This is a genomic window from Streptomyces sp. NPDC016459, from assembly GCF_040632845.1.
In the GTDB taxonomy this organism is placed as follows: Bacteria; Actinomycetota; Actinomycetes; order Streptomycetales; family Streptomycetaceae; genus Streptomyces.
On sequence record NZ_JBEYCR010000005.1, the window covers coordinates 259,969 to 279,438 of the forward strand.

Annotated in this window: 15 protein-coding genes; 11 read left to right on the forward strand and 4 right to left on the reverse strand. The window is 73.3% G+C overall.

Annotated elements, in window-relative coordinates:
• Positions 1–18: 18 nt before the first annotated feature.
• The 4 genes from ABZ567_RS15895 (at position 19) to argF (ending at position 6,653) form a co-directional block, all read left to right on the forward strand.
• Positions 19–1,485 carry a 3' terminal RNA ribose 2'-O-methyltransferase Hen1 gene (locus tag ABZ567_RS15895; RefSeq protein ID WP_360789400.1) on the forward strand — a complete coding sequence of 489 codons (1,467 nt, stop codon included), beginning with the start codon at positions 19–21 and terminating at the stop codon, positions 1,483–1,485.
• Positions 1,482–4,010, forward strand: a complete 2,529-nt coding sequence (locus ABZ567_RS15900) for a polynucleotide kinase-phosphatase (protein WP_360789402.1) — start codon at positions 1,482–1,484, stop codon at positions 4,008–4,010. Before ABZ567_RS15895 ends, ABZ567_RS15900 begins: the two co-directional genes overlap by 4 nt.
• Before the next feature lie 288 nt (positions 4,011–4,298).
• A complete protein-coding gene (locus ABZ567_RS15905; RefSeq protein ID WP_360789405.1) occupies positions 4,299–5,531 on the forward strand; it encodes an arginine deiminase in 1,233 nt (410 codons plus the stop codon).
• A gap of 111 nt (positions 5,532–5,642) precedes the next feature.
• Positions 5,643–6,653: an ornithine carbamoyltransferase gene (gene argF / locus ABZ567_RS15910; RefSeq protein ID WP_360789408.1), complete on the forward strand. Its 1,011-nt coding sequence runs from the start codon at positions 5,643–5,645 to the stop codon at positions 6,651–6,653.
• A 42-nt stretch (positions 6,654–6,695) separates the two neighbouring features.
• On the opposite strand, the gene ABZ567_RS15915 is transcribed toward argF, so the two are convergent.
• On the reverse strand, positions 6,696–7,253 hold the full coding sequence (locus tag ABZ567_RS15915) for an ATP-binding protein (protein WP_360789411.1): 558 nt from the start codon (positions 7,251–7,253) through the stop codon (positions 6,696–6,698).
• Positions 7,254–7,494: 241 nt separating this feature from the next.
• Between ABZ567_RS15915 and ABZ567_RS15920 the strand changes: the two genes are divergently transcribed.
• From ABZ567_RS15920 to ABZ567_RS15930, 3 genes are all read left to right on the forward strand, one after another.
• Positions 7,495–8,322, forward strand: a complete 828-nt coding sequence (locus ABZ567_RS15920; protein ID WP_360789414.1) for an enoyl-CoA hydratase family protein — start codon at positions 7,495–7,497, stop codon at positions 8,320–8,322.
• Positions 8,307–10,739, forward strand: coding sequence for a bifunctional salicylyl-CoA 5-hydroxylase/oxidoreductase (locus ABZ567_RS15925; RefSeq protein WP_360789417.1), 2,433 nt, complete (start codon positions 8,307–8,309; stop codon positions 10,737–10,739). Before ABZ567_RS15920 ends, ABZ567_RS15925 begins: the two co-directional genes overlap by 16 nt.
• Before the next feature lie 181 nt (positions 10,740–10,920).
• Positions 10,921–11,382 (forward strand): hypothetical protein, encoded by a 462-nt coding sequence (locus ABZ567_RS15930; protein ID WP_360789419.1) that lies wholly within the window; start codon positions 10,921–10,923, stop codon positions 11,380–11,382.
• 49 nt (positions 11,383–11,431) lie between these two features.
• Here ABZ567_RS15930 and ABZ567_RS15935 read toward each other — a convergent pair whose 3' ends face one another.
• From ABZ567_RS15935 to ABZ567_RS15945, 3 genes are all read right to left on the reverse strand, one after another.
• The gene (locus ABZ567_RS15935; protein WP_360789422.1) at positions 11,432–11,740 is read right to left on the reverse strand and encodes a hypothetical protein; all 309 of its coding nucleotides are present in this window, start codon (positions 11,738–11,740) and stop codon (positions 11,432–11,434) included.
• A gap of 122 nt (positions 11,741–11,862) precedes the next feature.
• Positions 11,863–12,690 carry a PaaX family transcriptional regulator C-terminal domain-containing protein gene (locus tag ABZ567_RS15940; protein ID WP_360789425.1) on the reverse strand — a complete coding sequence of 276 codons (828 nt, stop codon included), beginning with the start codon at positions 12,688–12,690 and terminating at the stop codon, positions 11,863–11,865.
• Between the two features lie 38 nt (positions 12,691–12,728).
• Positions 12,729–14,354: an AMP-binding protein gene (locus tag ABZ567_RS15945; protein WP_360789428.1), complete on the reverse strand. Its 1,626-nt coding sequence runs from the start codon at positions 14,352–14,354 to the stop codon at positions 12,729–12,731.
• Positions 14,355–14,516: 162 nt separating this feature from the next.
• Between ABZ567_RS15945 and ABZ567_RS15950 the strand changes: the two genes are divergently transcribed.
• The 4 genes from ABZ567_RS15950 (at position 14,517) to ABZ567_RS15965 (ending at position 19,464) form a co-directional block, all read left to right on the forward strand.
• Positions 14,517–15,707, forward strand: coding sequence for an acyl-CoA dehydrogenase family protein (locus ABZ567_RS15950; RefSeq protein ID WP_360789431.1), 1,191 nt, complete (start codon positions 14,517–14,519; stop codon positions 15,705–15,707).
• Between the two features lie 30 nt (positions 15,708–15,737).
• The gene (locus ABZ567_RS15955) at positions 15,738–16,151 is read left to right on the forward strand and encodes a RidA family protein (protein WP_360789434.1); all 414 of its coding nucleotides are present in this window, start codon (positions 15,738–15,740) and stop codon (positions 16,149–16,151) included.
• A gap of 95 nt (positions 16,152–16,246) precedes the next feature.
• Positions 16,247–17,794: an MFS transporter gene (locus ABZ567_RS15960; RefSeq protein ID WP_360789437.1), complete on the forward strand. Its 1,548-nt coding sequence runs from the start codon at positions 16,247–16,249 to the stop codon at positions 17,792–17,794.
• 104 nt (positions 17,795–17,898) lie between these two features.
• Positions 17,899–19,464: an ABC transporter substrate-binding protein gene (locus ABZ567_RS15965; protein ID WP_360789861.1), complete on the forward strand. Its 1,566-nt coding sequence runs from the start codon at positions 17,899–17,901 to the stop codon at positions 19,462–19,464.
• Positions 19,465–19,470: the final 6 nt, after the last annotated feature.

Sequence of the window (19,470 nt, forward strand, 5' to 3'; positions counted from 1 at the left end):
AGAACCATACTCGGACGTGTGTTCCTGACGATCAGTACGACCGGCGACCCGGAGCGTCCCGCGACCGACCTCGGCTTCCTGCTGCACAAGCATCCCGAGCGGGCGCAGACGTTCTCGACTTCACACGGCACGGCGCACGTCCTCTACCCCGAGGCGAGCGCCGAGCGGTGCACGGCGGCACTTCTGCTGGAGGTGGACCCCGTGGCGCTGGTGCGCCGCGGCAAGGGCAAGGGCCGGGGCGGCGCCCCGGACTCCGCGCTCGCGCAGTACGTCAACGACCGGCCCTACGCCGCGTCCTCGCTGCTCGCCGTCGCGCTCGCCCGGGTCTTCAAGACGGCGCTGCACGGCGTGTGCCAGGCGATGCCCGAGCGGGCCGCCGCGCCGCTGCCGTTGCGCGTCGAGGTGCCCGCGCTGCCCGCGAGGGGCGGCGCCGACCTGGTGCGCGCGCTGTTCGCGCCGCTGGGCTGGGACACGGTGGACGTCGAGCCGGTGGCCCTGGACGCGGAGTTCCCCCAGTGGGGCGACTCCCGCTACGTACGGCTGGTCCTGGAGGGCGAGCTGCGGCTCGCGGACGCCCTCAACCACCTGTACGTCCTGCTGCCGGTCCTCGACGACGCCAAGCACTACTGGGTCGCGCCCGACGAGGTCGACAAGCTGCTGCGCGCCGGTGACGGCTGGCTCGCCGCGCACCCGGAGCGGAAGCTGATCACGGCACGCTACCTCTCCCGTCGCTGGGGCCTGGCCCGCGAGGCGACGGAGCGGCTCGAACTGGTGCGGCTCGCCGAGGCCGAGGGCCTCGACGTCGACGACGTCGACAACGCCGTGGACGAGTCGACGGACACCGAGGAACGACCGGTGCCGCTGGCCGAGCGGCGCAGGGAGGCGATCCTCGGCGCCCTGGAGACCGCCGGGGCGGCTCGGGTGCTCGACCTCGGCTGTGGCCAGGGCCAGTTGGTGCAGGCACTGCTCAAGGACCCCCGGTACACGGAGATCGTCGGCGTCGACGTGTCCGTCCGCGCCCTGACCGTGGCCGCTCGCCGGCTGCGGCTCGACCGGATGGGGGAGCGGCAGGCCGCCCGGGTGAACCTGCTGCAGGGCTCCCTGGCGTACACCGACAAGCGACTGACCGGGTACGACGCGGCCGTCCTCAGCGAGGTCATCGAGCACCTGGACCTGCCGAGACTGCCGGCCCTTGAGTACGCGGTGTTCGGCTCGGCCCGGCCCCGCACGGTCCTCGTGACCACGCCGAACGTCGAGTACAACGTGCGCTGGGAGTCCCTCCCGGCCGGACACGTCCGGCACAGCGACCACCGCTTCGAGTGGAACCGGGATCAGTTCCGGAGCTGGGCGGCCTCGGTCGCCGAGCGGTACGGGTACGACGTCGGGTTCACCCCCGTCGGCCCCGACGACCCCGAGGTCGGACCGCCCACCCAGATGGCCGTCTTCACCCGCGCCGACGAGACCCTGAAGGAGGTCGCGGCATGACCCGTACGCTCCCCGTCACCGACCTGTCCCTCGTGGTGCTCGTCGGTGCCACCGGCTCCGGCAAGTCCACCTTCGCCCGGCGCCACTTCAAGGCGACCGAGATCGTCTCCTCCGACTTCTGCCGGGGGCTCGTCGCCGACGACGAGAACGACCAGTCCGCGAGCAGGGACGCCTTCGACGTCCTCCACTACATCGTCGGCAAGCGGCTCGCCGCGGGACGGCTCGCCGTCGTCGACGCCACCAACGTGCAGCAGGAGGCCCGGCGCCGGCTCGTCCAGCTGGCCCGGTCGCACGACGTGCTGCCCATCGCGATCGTCCTCGACCTGCCCGAGGACGTGTGCCGCAGCCGGAACGCCGCCCGTCCCGACCGCGCCGACATGCCCGCGCACGTCATCCAGCGCCACCGCCGCGAGCTGCGCCGCTCGCTGCGGGGCCTGGAGCGCGAGGGCTTCCGCAAGGTCCACGTGCTGCGGTCCGTCGAGGAGGTCGAGGACGCCGAGGTCGTCCTGGAGCGCCGCTTCAACGACCTGCGTCACCTCACCGGCCCCTTCGACATCATCGGTGACATCCACGGCTGCCGTTCCGAACTGGAGACCCTGCTCGCGAAGCTCGGCTACGTCGACGGGCACCACCCCGAGGGGCGTACGGCCGTCTTCGTCGGCGACCTCGTCGACCGCGGGCCCGACTCGCCCGGCGTCCTGCGCCGGGTGATGGCGATGGTCGCCGCCGGCGACGCCCTGTGCGTCCCCGGCAACCACGAGAACAAGCTGGGCCGCTGGCTCAAGGGCCGCAAGGTGCAGGAGACGCACGGTCTCGCCGAGACCGTCGAGCAGCTCGGGCACGAGAGCGAGGAGTTCCGGGCCGAGGTGGCGCGGTTCATCGACGGACTCGTCAGCCACTACGTCCTCGACGGCGGCGACCTCGTCGTCTGCCACGCCGGTCTGCCGGAGAAGTACCACGGCCGGACCTCGGGGCGGGTGCGCTCGCACGCGCTGTACGGGGACACCACGGGCGAGACCGACGAGTTCGGGCTGCCGGTGCGCTACCCGTGGGCGGAGGAGTACCGGGGACGGGCCACCGTCGTGTACGGGCACACACCCGTGCCGAGCACTTCCTGGGTCAACAACACCATCTGCCTCGACACCGGAGCCGTCTTCGGCGGCAGGATGACCGCATTGCGCTGGCCGGAGCGCGAACTCGTCGACGTACCGGCCGAGCGTGTCTGGTACGAGCCGGCCCGGCCGCTCGCGACCGAGGCGCCCGGCGGGCACCAGGGACGTCCCCTGGACCTGGCCGACGTGCACGGCCGGCGGATCGTGGAGACCCGGCAGCACGGCAACGTCGCGGTCCGGGAGGAGAACGCGGCGGCCGCCCTCGAGGTCATGAGCCGGTTCGCGGTCGACCCCCGGCTGCTCACCTACCTGCCGCCGACCATGGCACCGACCGCCACCTCCAAGGAGGACGGCTACCTGGAGCACCCGGCCGAGGCCTTCGCCCAGTACCGGGCGGACGGAGTCGGACGGGTCGTGTGCGAGGAGAAGCACATGGGCTCCCGCGCCGTGGCCCTGGTCTGCCGGGACGCCGACGCCGCCCGCGAGCGCTTCGGCGTCGACGGGGTGACCGGCGCGCTGCACACCCGGACCGGTCGGCCCTTCTTCGACGACCCGACCGTCACCGAGGAGGTCCTCGGACGGCTGCGGACGGCGATCGGCGCCGCCGGGCTCTGGGACGAGTTCGGCGCCGACTGGCTGCTGCTCGACGGCGAGCTGATGCCGTGGTCGCTCAAGTCGGCAGGGCTGCTCCGCCATCAGTACGCGGCGGTCGGCGCGGCCTCCGGCGCTGTCTTCCCCGGCGCCGTCGCCGCCCTCGAACAGGCGGTGGCGCGCGGCGTCGACGGGATCGACGGGCTGCTCGCCAAGCAGCGGGAGCGGGCGGCGGACGCGGCCGCGTTCACCGAGGCGTACCGCAGGTACTGCTGGCCGACGGAGGGGCTCGACGGCGTGCGGTTCGCGCCGTTCCAGCTGCTCGCGACGACCGGACGCTCGCTCGCCGCCGTCCCCCACGACGAGCAGCTGGCCTGGCTCGACCGGCTCGTGGAGCACGACCCGACCGGGCTGCTCCAGGTCACCCGCCGGCTCGTCGTCGACACCGGCGACGAGGCTTCGGTCCGTGCCGGGGTCGACTGGTGGCTGGACATGACCGGCGCGGGCGGCGAGGGCATGGTCGTCAAGCCGCTGGCCGCGCTGGTCCGCGACCCCAAGGGCCGACTTGCCCAGCCCGGGGTGAAGGTGCGCGGCCGGGAGTACCTGCGGATCATCTACGGTCCCGAGTACACCCGCCCGGAGAACCTGGAGCGGCTGCGGCAGCGCTTCCTCGGCCACAAGCGGTCGCTGGCCCTGCGGGAGTACGCCCTCGGCCTTGAGGCACTCGACCGCCTGGCGGAGGGAGAACCGCTCTGGCGCGTCCACGAGGCCGTCTTCGCGGTCCTGGCCCTGGAATCGGAACCGGTGGACCCGAGGCTCTGACGCCGTGGGACGGGGCCGGCGGCCGACCGCCGGCCCCTGCTCACCGAGGTGCCCGGCGGCGTCGGCGAACCGGGCGCCTCGTCGGCGGCGGCGCGACGCCCCGGTCGGCACGGTCGCCGCGCTCCTCCGGGCTGCGTACGAGCCCGGCATCGCCCGCCCCTTACGCCCCCGCCCTCCCCGTCCCGGACCACGCCGCTCACGACCCCCGGCCGCCCCGTCCCCGACCCCGACCATCCCGCCTCGTGCGAAACGCGGGCCACGGCCGCCCGGCTCCGTCAGGATGGGCGCATGGGATTCCACGTCGATTCCGAGACCGGGCGGCTGCGCCGCGTCATCCTGCACCGGCCCGATCTGGAGCTGAAGCGCCTCACCCCCAGCAACAAGGACGCCCTCCTCTTCGACGACGTGCTGTGGGTGCGCCGGGCCCGGCAGGAGCATGACGGCTTCGCGGACGTGCTGCGGGACCGGGGGGTGGAGGTGCATCTCTTCGGGGACCTGCTGAGCGAGGCGCTCGAGGTCCCGGCCGCCCGCGCGCTCGTGCTCGACCGGGTCTTCGACGAGAAGGAGTACGGGCCGCTGGCCACCGACCACCTCCGCGCCGCGTTCGACTCGCTGGACGCGGTCGCGCTGAGGGAGGCACTGGTGGGCGGGATGACGAAGCGGGAGTTCCTGGTGGCGCACCGCGAGCCGACCTCGGTCCGTTTCCACGCCCTCGACCTGGACGACTTCCTCCTCGGCCCGCTGCCGAACCACCTCTTCACCCGGGACACCTCGGCCTGGATCTACGACGGTGTCTCGATCAACGCGATGCGCTGGCCGGCCCGGCAGCGCGAGACCGTCCACTTCGAGGCGATCTACAAGCACCATCCGCTGTTCACCGGCGTGGAGGCGGGTGCCTTCCACCACTGGTCGGAGGGGCAGGCCGACTACCCGTCGACCATCGAGGGCGGGGACGTCCTCGTCATCGGCAACGGCGCCGTGCTCATCGGGATGAGCGAGCGGACGACGCCGCAGGCGGTGGAGATGCTGGCCCGGGGCATGTTCGCGGCCGGTTCGGCGCGCACGATCGTCGCGCTCGACATGCCGAAGCGGCGGGCGTTCATGCACCTGGACACGGTGATGACGATGGTCGACCAGGACACGTTCACCCAGTACGGGGGGCTCGGCATGCTCCGTTCGTACACGATCGAGCCGGGGGAGGCGGGGCAGGCGCTGCGGGTGACCGACCACCCGCCGGAGCACATGCACCGTGCGATCGCGGCGGCGCTGGGGCTCCAGGAGATCCGTGTCCTGACGGCGACGCAGGACGTGCACGCGGCCGAGCGGGAGCAGTGGGACGACGGGTGCAACGTGCTCGCCGTGGAGCCCGGCGTCGTCGTCGCGTACGAGCGGAACGCCACCACCAACACACATCTGCGGAAGCAGGGCATCGAGGTGATCGAGATCCCGGGCAGCGAGCTGGGGCGGGGGAGGGGTGGCCCGCGCTGTATGAGCTGCCCGGTGGAGCGCGACGCCGTGTGACGGATTCGTGAGAGCCCTCGCCCGAAGGGGGCTGTATAGAAATGTTGACGTGCGTATACACTTCCAGCGTCGATCGCCGTCCCCCCGACCGTACCCATAGGAGCGCGACCCATGGCCATAGACCTCATCGGCCGCCACTTCCTCAAGGAGCTGGACTTCACCGCCGAGGAGTTCCGCACCCTGATCGCGCTCTCGGCCGAGCTGAAGGCCGCCAAGAAGGCGGGCGCCGAGGTCCAGCGGCTGCGCGGGAAGAACATCGCCCTCATCTTCGAGAAGACTTCGACCCGCACGCGCTGCGCCTTCGAGGTCGCCGCCGCCGACCAGGGCGCCTCCACGACCTACCTGGACCCGTCCAGCTCCCAGCTGGGTCACAAGGAGTCGGTCAGGGACACCGCCCGCGTCCTGGGGCGGATGTTCGACGGCATCGAGTACCGGGGCGACAGCCAGGCCGCGGTCGAGGAACTCGCCGCCTTCGCGGGCGTCCCCGTCTTCAACGGGCTCACCGACGACTGGCACCCCACCCAGATGCTCGCCGACGTGCTCACCATGACCGAGCACACGGACAAGCCGCTGGACGCGATCACCTTCGCCTACCTCGGCGACGCCCGTATGAACATGGGCAACTCCTACCTGGTCACCGGCGCCCTGCTCGGCATGGACGTACGGATCGTCGCCCCCGAGGCGTACTGGCCGGCCGAGGACGTCGTCGCCGCCGCCCGGAAGCTCGCCGAGACCAGCGGTGCCACCGTCACCCTCACCGAGGACGTGACGGAGGGGGTCAGGGGCGCCGACTTCGTGGCCACGGACGTCTGGGTCTCCATGGGCGAACCCAAGGAGGTCTGGGACGAGCGGATCGCCGCCCTCGTACCCTACTCCGTGACCATGGACGTGCTGCGCGCCACCGGGAACCCCGGTGTCAGGTTCCTGCACTGCCTGCCGGCCTTCCACGACCTCGGAACGGCGGTCGGGCGGGACATCCACGCCCGGCACGGCCTGACCGAGCTGGAGTGCTCCGACGAGGTCTTCGAGTCGGCGCACTCGGTCGTCTTCGACGAGGCCGAGAACCGGCTGCACACCATCAAGGCGGTCATGGTCGCGACCCTGGCGGGCCCGACCGCGTGATCCCGGTGACCCCGCGCCTCGCGCACGCGCGGGCGTGCCCGGTCACGGTGCCGGGCGGCGCTGGGACGGTATCGCCGGAAGGGTGAACCAGACCGCCTTGCCGTGCGGGGTGGGGCGGTGTCCGCAGTCGCTGCTGAGCGCGCGGATGAGGAGGAGGCCGCGGCCGTGCTCCTGCCAGGGGTCGACCTCCGTTCCCGGAGCGGGGCAGACGAGCGCGCCGGGGCGGCCGGGGTCGGAGTCGTGGACCTCGATCTGGCAGCCGCCGGGCCCCGGGAGCAGCTCGACGACGAGTTCGATGGGACCGCGGCCGCCGGTGTGCTCGACGGCGTTGGCGACGAGCTCGGCGGTGAGGAGTTCCGCCGTGTCGCGGTCGGGGCCGTGAGCGGCCCCGGGGTCGATGTCGGAGAGCGCGGTACGGATCAGGGCGCGGGCGATCGGCACGGCGGCGGCGGTGTGCGGCAGCTGGACGCGCCAGGCGGCGGGAGGGCCGGTCGCGGCCGCGCCGGGGGGCCGGCATGCGGGGGCGTCGGCTCCGGGGCCGGTGGCCGCGCGTGGGTCGGCCGCGGGTCCGGCGGCTTCTGATCCGGGGGCTTCGGGCATGGGGGGCAGGGCTCCCTTCACCGAGTGGGGGCGGTGGGGCGATGGGGCGGGGCATCCCGAGACGTCCTGGTTTCAACCTTACGAGCTGTAATTTCTCGTTCCAGAGGCGCCCCTCCCTTACGGCGGGGACCTCGGCCCCCTCTGGCCCGGGACCTTGGCGGACGCCCCGTCGTATCGCGTACTCGTGACGACAGTCACAGTATGGTGATAACCTCCGAGCGGAGGAAGGAGGCCCTTCCCGATGAGCCCTTTCACCGGCTCCGCGCCCCGCACGGCGGACTGGCGGCATCTGCGACTCGACATCGACCGGGGCGTCGCCACGGTCACCCTCGCCCGGCCCGCGAAACTCAACGCCCTCACCTTCGGCGCCTACGCCGACCTGCGTGACCTCCTCGCCGAGCTCTCCCGCGAGCGGACCGTCCGCGCGCTCGTCCTCGACGGCGAGGGCCGGGGCTTCTGCTCCGGGGGTGACGTCGACGAGATCATCGGTGCCACCCTCGCCCTCGACACGGCCCAGCTCCTGGACTTCAACCGGATGACCGGACAGGTCGTCCGGGCCCTGCGCGAATGCCCCTTCCCGGTCGTCGCCGCCCTTTACGGGGTCGCCGCCGGCGCCGGGGCCGTCCTCGCCCTCGCCGCCGACTTCCGGATCGCCGACCCCACCACCCGTTTCGCCTTCCTCTTCACCAGGGTCGGCCTCTCCGGCGGCGACATGGGCGCGGCCTACCTGCTGCCCCGGGTCGTGGGACTCGGCCACGCCACCCGGCTCCTCATGCTGGGCGAGCCCGTCCACGCCGCCGAGGCCGAGCGCATCGGCCTGCTCTCCGAGCTCACCGAGGAGGGCCGGGCGGCCGAGCGGGCCACCGCCCTCGCCCGTCGCCTCGCCGACGGCCCCGCCCTCGCCCTCGCCCAGACGAAGGCGCTGCTCACCGCCGAGCTCGACATGCCGCTCGCCGCGTCGATCGAACTGGACGCCGCCACCCAGGCACTCCTGATGCACGGCGCGGACTACGCCGAGTTCCACGCCGCCTTCACGGAGAAACGGCCCCCGACATGGCAGGGCCGCTAACCGTGCCGGGCCCGCCGGAAACGACCCGACCCCCGGAAACGGCCCGGCCCCCGACCACGGCCCCACCGCCGACCACGGCCCCACCGCCGACCACCCCCCGGGCGCCGACCACACCCCGGCCACCGACCACATCCCGGGCGCGGACCACTGCCCAGCCGCCGGCCGCGCCCCGGACGTCGAGCATCGCCGTAGTCGGTGGTGGCCCCGGCGGGCTCTACGCCGCCGCCCTGCTCAAGCGGCTCGACCCCGGTCGTGAGGTGACCGTCTGGGAACGGAACGCGCCCTCCGACACCTTCGGCTTCGGCGTCGTCCTCTCCGACGAGACCCTCGGTGGCATCCGGGACGCCGACCCCGTCGTGTACGAGGCGCTCCGCCGCGACCTCGTCCGCTGGGACGACATCGACGTCGTCCACCGGAGCCACCGCACCCGCTCCACCGGGCACGGCTTCGCCGCCCTGGGCCGCCGCCGGCTCCTGGAGATCCTGCACGCCCGCTGCGCCGACCTGGGCGTACGGCTCCGCTTCCGCACCGAGGCCCCGCCCGCCGACGTCCTCGCCGCCCGCCACGACCTGGTCGTCGCCGCCGACGGCGTCCACAGCCGCACCCGCGAGGCCCACGCCCCGCACTTCCGCCCCACGGTCACCACCCACCGCTGCCGCTACATCTGGCTCGCGGCCGACTTCGCCTTCGACGCCTTCCGCTTCGAGATCGCCGAGACCGAGTACGGCGTGATGCAGCTGCACGCCTATCCGTACGAGGCCGGTGCCTCCACCGCCATCGTCGAGATGCGCGAGGAGGTCTGGCGCGCGGCCGGATTCGACGGGCTCGACGAGGCCGAGTCCACCGACCGCTGCGCGAAGATCTTCGCGGAGGCGCTCGGAGGCCGGGAACTCCGCGCGCACCGTTCCGCGTGGACGGCGTTCCGCACCGTCGTCAACGAACGTTGGTCGTACGGCAACACCGTGCTCGTCGGCGACGCCGCCCACACCGCGCACTTCTCCATCGGCTCCGGCACCAAACTGGCCGTCGAGGACGCCCTGGCCCTGGCGCACGCCGTCGGCGGGCACCCGACGCTCCCGGACGCCCTCGCCGCCTACGAGGCCGAGCGCCGTCCCGTCGTCGCGTCCACGCAGCGCGCGGCCGCCGCCAGCCTCCACTGGTTCGAGGAGCTCGCCGGCCGCGTCGACCGCCCGCCCCGCCGGTTCGCCTTCGACCTCCTCACCCGCAGCCGCCGCGTCACCCACGCCAACCTGCGGCTCCGCGACCCGGCCTTCACCACCGCCGTCGAACGCGACTTCGGCTGCCCGCCCGGCACCCCGCCGATGTTCACCCCGTTCCGCCTCCGGGGCCTCACCCTGCGCAACCGGGTCGTCGTCTCACCCATGGACCTGTACGTCGCGGAGGACGGCGTCCCCGGCGACTTCCACCTCGTCCACCTGGGGGCCAGAGCCCTCGGCGGCGCCGGGCTCGTCATGACCGAGATGGTCTGCGTGAGCCCCGAGGGCCGCATCACCCCCGGCTGCACCGGTCTCTGGACCGACGAACAGGCCGCCGCCTGGAGCGGGATCAGCGCCTTCGTCCACGCCCAGGCCCCCGGCACCGCGCTCGGCGTCCAGCTCGGCCACTCCGGCCGCAAGGGCTCCACACGGCGCATGTGGGAGGGCATCGACCAGCCGCTCCCGGCAGGTAACTGGCCCCTGGTCGCCGCCTCGCCCCTCCCGTACCGGCCCGGTGTCAACCAGACCCCCCGCGCCCTCGACCGCGCCGGACTCGCCGCCGTACGCGCGGAGTTCACGGCCGCCGCCCTGCGGGCCGCCCGCTGCGGCTTCGACCTCCTCGAACTGCACTGCGCCCACGGCTACCTGCTCTCCGGCTTCCTCTCCCCGCTCACCAACCACCGCACCGACGCGTACGGCGGCGACCTCGACGGCCGGCTGCGCTTCCCGCTCGAAGTCTTCGACGCGGTACGGGAGGTGTGGCCCGCCGACCGTCCGATGACCGTCCGGATCTCGGCCACCGACTGGGCCGAGGGCGGCACGACCGACGAGGAGGCCGTCGCCGTCGCCCGTGCCTTCGCGGAGCACGGCGCCGACGCGATCGACGTCTCCACAGGCCAGGTCGTCGCCGACGAGACCCCCGCCTACGGCCGCTCGTACCAGACCCCGTACGCCGACCGGATCCGCAACGAGGTGGGGATCCCCGTCGTCGCCGTCGGCGCGATCTCCTCGTGGGACGACGTCAACTCCCTGCTGCTCGCCGGCCGCGCCGACCTCTGCGCCCTGGCCCGCCCGCACCTCTACGACCCGCACTGGACCCTCCACGCGGCGGCCGAGCAGGGCTACCAGGGCCCGGCCGCACTCTGGCCGGCCCCGTACCGCGCGGGCAGCCGCCGACCCCCCACCGGCCGCCGCGACTGACGACCCGCCGGCCCCCGCACCGGCCGCCGCGACCAGTCACCCGCCGACCTCCCACCGGCCGGTGCCTGCTCCGAGTGGCCGTATGCCGTTCGCCGCCTCGGCGCGGCTGGGCTGGGATGGGGCAGCGATGACTTCTCCCACCTCGCCCCCTCCACGGGGTTCTCCGGAAGGACGGCTCTCCATGTCTGTGAGCGGCGACGGGCCCGACGGCGGCCACCGGCGTCCGGACGGTGCCACCGACGCCACCGTGGAAGCGCTCGGATCCCTGTCGAAGGCCCTGGAGACGACCGAGCGGGCCCGCGGTCACCTCTACTCGTTCCACCAGCTGACGGGACGCGCCGACCTCGAACTGGACCGGGCGACGCAGCTGCTGAGCGAGGCCGGGCACAGCGGCTGGGCCGACCGCGTGCGGCAGGAGATCGTGGGCCGCAACGTCATCCCCGGACGGTGGACCTTCCAGATCGTCGAGGAGTACGACCGCACCTACTACGAGCCGTTCCGGTCGGTGGAACGGCAGGTCCTGGCCGACCTGGCCGAGGGGAAGGACCACCTGTACGAGGCGGAGATGAAGGAGGCCCGCCGCACCGACGGCCACCCCGACCACGCGGCCCGCCCCGACAGCCCCGGCACCGGTCGCCGGTGACGGTCTCGCGGACAGGCCACCGGCTCGGACCTGCCGGCCGGAGTGGCCGTCACCCCTCGGCGGCCACCTGCCGGATCAACGGCTCGAACTCCCGCCGCACGTAGACGTCGAAGGGCTGCGTCAGCGCACCGTCGATCACCCGCCGCACCCGGTGCTCCGCCGCGAACGCCTTGATCGCGGCGCGCGAGTCCGGCCCCACGCCCCCGCCGATGATCAGCACGCCGAACTCCTCGGCCTCCATCAGCTTCAGGGCCTCCTCGTCGGTGCTCACCCCCTCGGCGTCGAAACCGTCCTCGCGCAGCGTCGTCAGCACCGCCGTCACCCTGGCGGGCGTCCTTCCCAGCACCAGCGTCCTCATGGTCGTTCCTCCCAGGTACGTCGACATCGGCATCCCCGAACCTAGAAGCTCAACCCGACTTGAGGTCAACCCCGACGCGCGACGCGTCTCGGCGGTCCGGTGCGCCGCCGGACAGGACCCGGCTAGGCGGGTTCTCCGGAGAGGAACGGGCGCACGAACTCCGCGCTCCGGTCCCGCAGCAGTTCGTGCAGGGCCGTGAAGACCTCCACCGAGCGCCGCCCCGGCCAGTCGTCCGGCAGCAGCTCCGCCGGAAGTACCGGGTCCGCGTACGGCAGCCTGCGCCAGGAGTCCAGGGCGAGGAGGTAGTCCCGGTAGGCGTCCTCAGGGCCCGCCGGCGCCGTCCGCCAGGCATGGAGCACCGGCCCGTGGGCCGCGAGGAACTCGGCGTGGAGCGCGGCGATCGCCGGCAGGTCCCACCAGCGCGTCACCGCCCCGGCCGTCGCCGCGTACCCCAGGTGGTCGCCCCTGAAGAGGTCCACGTACGGCGAGAGCTCCAGGCGTTCCAAGGTGTTCCTGGTCTCCTCGTACAGCCGCGCGGGCGCGATCCAGACGCCCGGCGCCGCCGTACCGAAGCCGAGCCGGGCGAGTCGGGAGCGCAACAGATGGCGCTTGTGCCGCTCGGCCTCGGGCACCGAGAAGACGGCGAGGACCCAGCCCTCGGACAGTTTCGGCTCGGTACGGGCGTAGATACGGCGGTCGCCGTCGTCCAGGAGCCGACGGGCGTCCTCCGAGAGGGCGTACCCGGCGGCCCCGTCCGCCGTCCGGCCCGGCAGCAGCAGCCCGCGCCGCTTGAGCCGCGACACCGAGGAACGTACCGAGGGCGCGTCCACTCCCAGCACCGCGAGCAGGCGGACGAGCGCGGCCACCGGAACCGGCGAGCCGTCGGGGGCACGGCCGTACGCGCCGTAGAGGGAGACGATCAGGGATCGGGGAGTGTGCTGCTCGGCCACGTGATCACTCTAGGGGGTGCCCCGCCGATCGGGCCGGGTCATACTGGGTCCGCGCGCAGCCGGAAGCGCTGGAGCTTGCCCGTCGGCGTCCGGGGCAGGGCGTCGAGGAAGACGATCTCGCGGGGCGACTTGTACGGGGCGAGGCGGGCGCGGACGAAGGCCCGCAGCGCTGCGGCCGTGGTGGCGTCGCGCGGCACCCCGTCCCGTACCACCGCGTAGGCCACGACGACCTGGCCGCGCAGGTCGTCGGGGCGGCCCACCACGGCCGTCTCCAGCACGTCGGGGTGTCCCAGGAGCGTCTCCTCGACCTGGGGCCCCGCGATGTTGTACCCGGCTGAGATGATCATGTCGTCGGCCCGTGAGACGTACCGGAACCAGCCGTCGGGGTCGCGGACGTACGTGTCTCCCGTGATGTTCCAGCCCTCCCGTACGTACTCGGACTGGCGGGGATCGGCCAGATAGCGGCAGCCCACCGGGCCGCGCACCGCGAGCAGGCCCTCCTCGCCGTCGGGGACCTCCCGGCCGTCGTGGTCCGTGATCCGGGCCTGCCAGCCGGGCACCGGGCGGCCGGTGGTGCCGGGGCGGATGTCGCCGTCGGCGGCGGAGATGAAGATGTGCAGCAGCTCGGTCGCCCCGATGCCGTTGATCAGACGCAGCCCGGTTCGCCGGTACCAGGCGGTCCAGGTGGCCTCGGGCAGGTTCTCGCCGGCCGAGACGCAGCGGCGCAGCGACCCGATGTCGGGGGCGGTGCCGAGGGCCAGCTCGTCGAGCATGACCCGGTACGCCGTCGGGGCGGTGAAGAGCACCGATACCCGGTGCCGCTCGATCGCCGCGAGCAGTTGCTTGGGCCCCGCCTGTTCGAGCAGGACCGCGCTCGCCCCGGCCCGCAGGGGGAAGACGAGGAGCCCGCCGAGGCCGAAGGTGAAGGCGAGCGGCGGCGAACCGGCGAAGACGTCGTCGGGCCGGGGGCGCAGGACGTGCGCGGAGAAGGTGTCGGCGACGGCCAGGACGTCCCGGTGGAAGTGGACGCATCCCTTGGGGCGGCCCGTCGTGCCGGAGGTGAAGGCGATCAGGGCCACGTCGTCGGCGGCCGTGGCCACCGCCGGGTACGGGCCGGGACGGCGGGCGGCGAGGGCGAGGAGGTCGTCCGGTCCCTCCCCGCCGAAGGGGGTGACGCGGAGGCCCGGGATCCGGGCCGCGAGGAGTTCGTCGAGGGTGTGGGCGTCGCAGAGGGCGTGGGTGCAGCGCGCCGCGTCCGCCATGACGGCCAGCTCGGGGGCGCGCTGCTGGGCGAGGACGGTGACGGCGATCGCGCCGGCCTTCATCACGGCGAGCCAGCAGGCGGCGAGCCAGGGGGTGGTGGGGCCGCGCAGCAGGACCCGGTTCCCGGGCCGGACGCGCAGGTCGGAGGTGAGGACGTGGGCGATGCGGTCGACCCGGTCCTGGAGTTCCCCGTAGCTCCAGACGCCGCCCTCGCCGTCGTGGAAGGCGGGCCGTTCGACGCCGAATCGTTCCACCGTACGGTCGAGGAGTTCCGTGCCGCAGTTGAGCCGGTCGGGGTAGGCGAGCTCGGGGAGGTCGAAGACGAGACGCGGCCACCGGTCCGGCGGTGGGAGCCGGTCGCGGGCGAAGGTGTCGAGGTGGGCCGAGGGTGTCAGCTCCATGAGTCCGTCCCCCTGTCGTGGTGGGGTCGCCCGTCGCCACACGAGCGTATCGTGTTGGTGACGGCAGTCAACGGTTCGCGACAAGGGTGCCCGGCGGCGAAGGGACGACGACGTCCGGCGACGACGGGACGACGACGCCCGAGGGCGTCAGAGAGGGCCCACATGCCCGCATTCTCGCTCGATACGGCACAGACCACCTGGTGTGCGGAGCTCCGCACCCTCGCCGCCGAACGCCTGCGGCCCCTGGCCGAGAAGGGCGAACCCGGCCGGGTCAACCGCCCCCTCGTCGCCGCCCTCGGGGAATTCGGTCTCCTCGGCCGGCTCTTCGACGCGGGCGCCCTCGACCTCTGCCTCCTGCGTGAATCCCTCGCCCGGACCTGCACCGAGGCCGAGACCGCCCTCGCCCTCCAGGGACTCGGCGCCCACCCCGTCGCCGCCTACGGCACCCCCGCGCAGCGCGCCCGCTGGCTCCCCGAGGTCACCGCGGGCCGGGCCGTCGCGGCCTTCGCGCTCTCCGAACCGGGCGCCGGCTCCGACGCGGCCGCCCTCGCCCTCGACGCCGTCCCGGACGGGCGCGGCGGCTGGCGGCTGCACGGCGAGAAACAGTGGATCTCCAACGCCCCCGAAGCCGACTTCGCCACCGTCTTCGCCCGCACCACCCGGGGCGCGGGCTCCCGGGGCGTCACCGCCTTCCTGGTCCCCGCCGACCGGCCGGGCCTCGGCGGCGAGCACCTCGACATGCTCGCCCCGCACGCCCTCGGCACCCTCACCTTCGACGGCGTCCCCGTGGGCCCCGAGGACCTCCTCGGTGAACCCGACGGGGGCTTCCGGGTCGCCATGCACACCCTCAACCTCTTCCGGCCCAGCGTCGGCGCCTTCGCCGTCGGCATGGCCCAGGCCGCCCTGGACGCCGCCGTCGCCCACACCGCCGCCCGCCCCGCCTTCGGCGGCCACCTCGCCGACCTGCAGTCCGTCGCCCACCGCATCGCCGAGATGGCCACCCGCACGGAGGCCGCCCGCCTCCTCGTGTACGCGGCGGCCACGGCGTACGACGACGGCGATCCGGACGTGCCCCGGCGCTCCGCCATGGCCAAGCTCCTCGCCACCGAGACCGCCCAGCACGTCGTCGACGCCGCCGTCCAACTCCACGGCGCCCGCGCCCTGCAACGCGGCCACCTCCTGGAACACCTCTACCGCGAGGTCCGCGCACCCCGGATCTACGAGGGGGCCACCGAGGTCCAGCGCACCATCATCGCCAAGGAGCTGTACGCGTCCCATCGCCGCCGGCAGGAACCGCCCCCGAGCCGGCGCCTTCCGCGGGAACCGTCCCCGGAAGCCGGTCATGAGTCGTGACGCGCCACCGCACGAGGAGGAACCGTCCCCATGAGCCTGCATCGGCACAACCCCGCCGAACTCGCCCCGCCCAGCGGCTTCTCCCACGCCGTCACCGCCACCGGCACCCGGTTCGTCTTCCTCGCGGGCCAGACCGCCCTCGACAGTGAGGGCGCCGTCGTGGGGGAGACCCTGACCGAGCAGTTCACCACCGCCCTCGCCAACCTCCTCACCGCCCTGCGGCACGCCGGAGGCACCCCCGCAGACCTCGCCCGCGTCACCGTCTACACCACCGACGTCGACGAGTACCGCACCCACGCCCATGAACTCGGCCGGATCTGGCGCAGGTTGGCGGGCCGCGACTACCCGGCGATGGCCGTCATCGGCGTCGTACGCCTCTGGGACGAACAGGCCAGGGTGGAGCTCGACGGCTTCGCGGTCCTGGACGAGCCCGCCCACGCTTGATCAACTGGTCGGCCGCGCCGGCCGGGCTTAGTGTCGAAAAGGTGGACTGACCGGCCCACGGCTCACTCACCAGGCGAAGCACTTGAGGCGCCCACATGAGTACACCCAAGCCGACGACACCAGCACAGACCGCCACCCCGGGGAACGGCAGTGACGGAAAGGGCATCGCCCTGTTCGTGATCGCCTCCTGCCAGCTGATGGTGGTCCTCGACATCACGATCGTGAACATCGCGCTTCCCCACATCCAGACCGCGCTGGACTTCTCCACGACCAGCCTGGCCTGGGTCGTCAACGCCTACACCCTCACCTTCGGCGGCCTGCTCCTGCTCGGCGGCCGCGCCGGAGACATCCTGGGCCGACGACGCGTCTTCATCTTCGGCGTGCTGCTCTTCGGACTCGCCTCGCTCTTCTGCGGACTCGCGCAGAGCGAATGGCAACTGCTCGCCGCCCGGGCGCTCCAGGGCGTCGGCGGCGCCATAGCCTCCCCGACCGCCCTCTCCCTCATCACCACGACGTTCGACGAAGGCCCGGAACGCAACCGGGCCTTCGGCGTGTTCGCGGCCGTCTCGGCCGGTGGCAGCGCGATCGGTCTGGTCGCGGGAGGCATGCTCGTGCAGTGGCTGGACTGGCGCTGGATCTTCTTCGTCAACGTGCCCATCGCGCTGCTCATCGCCTTTCTCACCCCCCGCCACGTCAAGGAGTCCGAGCGCAGCCCCGGCCACTTCGACCTCACCGGCGCCCTCACCTCGACGCTCGGCATGGTGGCCCTTGTCTACGGGTTCATCCGCGCGGCCCAGGAGGGCTGGCGCGACCCGTACACGATCGGCTCGTTCGTCGCGGCGGTCGTGCTCCTGGCCGTGTTCCTCCTCGTCGAACGGCGTTCCCAGCAGCCCATCACGCCGCTGCGCATGTTCGCCGACCGCAACCGCTCCGGCACCTACGCCATCATGCTGTGTCTGGCGGCGGCGATCTTCGGGATGTTCTTCTTCCTCACCCTGTTCGTCCAACAGGTGCTGGGCTTCAGCCCTTTGAAGGCCGGCCTGGCGTTCCTGCCGGTCAGCGCGATCATCGCGGTCGCCGCGGGGCTCACCTCCAGCCTGCTGCCCCGCTACGGGCCGAAGCCGTTCATGGTGACGGGCTCGGTACTCGCCGCGGCGGGCCTCGCCTGGCTGACCCTGACCGACGTGGACTCCACCTACCTGGGCAGCATCCTCGGGCCGATCCTCGTCTTCGGCTTCGGCATGGGCTTCATGTTCGTCTCGCTGACCATCATGGCGCTGTCGAACGTCGAGCAGAGGGACACCGGCGCCGCGTCCGGCCTGCTCAACGCCACGCAGCAGGTGGGTGGTTCGCTGGGTCTGTCGATCCTGGTCACGGTCTTCGGCACGGCCAGCCGCAGTGAGGCGGACAAGCAGGTCCCCGCCTTCCTCTCCCAGGCGGACCCGCTGGAGAAGGCCGAGTTCGCCAGGACCGGCCAGCTCCCGCCCCCGTGGAGCGACGAGGTCCTGACCTCCGGAGTCTCGGCGGGCTTCGTCACGGCGGCGATCTTCGCCGTGCTGGGCGCCCTGATCGCCCTCTTCGTGATCCAGGTCCGTGCCTCGGACATCGAACGCCTCAAGGGCGGCGTGGTGCCGCCGGCCTGAGTGTGCCCGAGGGCCCGGGACCGGCGTAATGAAAATGATTGTCATCCTGGTATGGTCGGCCCGTACCCGCTCGCCGCGCCCTCCGAGGACCCCCTTTGCTCCCCCTGCCCGCGCCCTCCGGCCTGCCCGGAAACAGCCGCACACCCCGCGCCCACCGTCATCGCCCGCTCACCGCGCTCGCACTCACCCTCGCGGCCGCGACCCTGCTGACCGGCTGCTTCGCCGGAAGCGGGGCCGGCACCGGGGCCCGGTCCGGATCCGGGAGCGCGGGCGCCGGAGCCGACGGACGCCTCAGGGTCGCCATGATGCAACCGCCGCGCTCCGGCCTCTCCCCGCTCACCGACGACGCCTTCAAACTCTCCCGGTGGTCCACCGCCGAGACGCTCGTCCGGCTCGACCGCGACGGCAACGCCGTACCCGCCCTCGCCACCGACTGGCGACAGACCGGCCCGACCTGGACCTTCACCCTCCGCGACGACGTGACCTTCCACGACGGGACACCCCTGACCGCCGACGCCGTCGTCCGCTCCCTCACCACCGCGGCGAAGGCCTCGCCCAAGCCCCGCATCCTCGACGGCGTCACCCTCACCACCCGCGCCACCGGCCCCCGCACCGTCACCGTGACCACCGGCACGGCCGACCCCCTCGTCCCCCAGCGGCTCAGCTCCCCCCAGCTGTCGATCCTCGCCGCCAAGGCCTACCGGGGCAGGACCGTGAACCCTGTCGGCGCAGGCACCGGACCGTTCGTCCTGGTCCGAGCCGAGGGCACCGCCTCCGCGACCCTCGACCGCTACGACGCCTACTGGGGCGGCCGCGCCAAGGCCGCCGGCATCGACGTGCGGTACGTCCCCGACGGCACCGCCCGAGCCGCCGCCCTGCGCGCCGGCGAGGCCGACATCGTCGAGGCCGTCCCCGTCTCCCAGGCCCGTCTCCTCGACCCGGAGCTCGTCACCGAGGTCCCCATGCCCCGGACCAACACCCTGTACCTCAACACCCGCACGGGCCCGTTCAAGGACCCGGCCCTCCGCGCCGCCGCCCGCGAGGCCGTCGACGCCCGCGCCCTCGTCGCCGGGGCGTACGAGGGGCGCGCCGACGTCGCCGGCGGACTCCTCGGCCCCGCCCTGCCCTGGGCGGCCGAACTCCGCACACCCGTCCGCCGCCCCCACGCGCCCGCCGCCCCCCGGGGCGCCGCCGTCACCATCGGCACCTTCACCGACCGGGCCGAACTCCCCGAGGTCGCCCAGCTCCTCCAGCAGCAACTGGAGAAGGCCGGCTTCACCGTGAAGCTGGACGTACGCGAGTACGCCGCCATCGAGGCCGACGCGCTCGCCGGGAAGTTCGACGCCTTCGTCCTCTCCCGCGCCACGGTCCTCGACTCCGGCGACCCCGCCGCCTACCTCTACAGCGACTTCGCGGGGGACGGGTCCTTCAACATCGCCCAGCTCGCCGACCCGGCCGTCGACCGGGCGCTCGCCGCCGCGACCGGCACGGCGACCGGCGACTCCCGCCGCCGGGCCGTGATCGCCGCCGAGGCCGCCGTACTCGCCACCGACGCGGCCGTGCCGATGCTGCACGAGCGCGTCATCCAGGGCGACGCCGCCCACGTCGTGGACGCCGCGCACGATCCGCGCGAACGCGAACTCGTCACCGTCGACACCCACGTACGGTGAAATCCC

Bases quoted from the DNA above. Each gene is read 5' to 3' on its own strand.
- ABZ567_RS15920 (WP_360789414.1), top strand. From the start codon at position 7,495: ATGAGCCCTTTCACCGGCTCCGCGCCCCGCACGGCGGACTGGCGGCAT.
- ABZ567_RS15900 (WP_360789402.1), top strand. From the start codon at position 1,482: ATGACCCGTACGCTCCCCGTCACCGACCTGTCCCTCGTGGTGCTCGTC.
- ABZ567_RS15960 (WP_360789437.1), top strand. From the start codon at position 16,247: ATGAGTACACCCAAGCCGACGACACCAGCACAGACCGCCACCCCGGGG.
- ABZ567_RS15905 (WP_360789405.1), top strand. From the start codon at position 4,299: ATGGGATTCCACGTCGATTCCGAGACCGGGCGGCTGCGCCGCGTCATC.
- ABZ567_RS15955 (WP_360789434.1), top strand. From the start codon at position 15,738: ATGAGCCTGCATCGGCACAACCCCGCCGAACTCGCCCCGCCCAGCGGC.
- ABZ567_RS15950 (WP_360789431.1), top strand. From the start codon at position 14,517: ATGCCCGCATTCTCGCTCGATACGGCACAGACCACCTGGTGTGCGGAG.
- ABZ567_RS15915 (WP_360789411.1), bottom strand. From the start codon at position 7,253: ATGCCCGAAGCCCCCGGATCAGAAGCCGCCGGACCCGCGGCCGACCCA.
- ABZ567_RS15945 (WP_360789428.1), bottom strand. From the start codon at position 14,354: ATGGAGCTGACACCCTCGGCCCACCTCGACACCTTCGCCCGCGACCGG.
- ABZ567_RS15935 (WP_360789422.1), bottom strand. From the start codon at position 11,740: ATGAGGACGCTGGTGCTGGGAAGGACGCCCGCCAGGGTGACGGCGGTG.
- argF (WP_360789408.1), top strand. From the start codon at position 5,643: ATGGCCATAGACCTCATCGGCCGCCACTTCCTCAAGGAGCTGGACTTC.
- ABZ567_RS15925 (WP_360789417.1), top strand. From the start codon at position 8,307: ATGGCAGGGCCGCTAACCGTGCCGGGCCCGCCGGAAACGACCCGACCC.
- ABZ567_RS15930 (WP_360789419.1), top strand. From the start codon at position 10,921: ATGTCTGTGAGCGGCGACGGGCCCGACGGCGGCCACCGGCGTCCGGAC.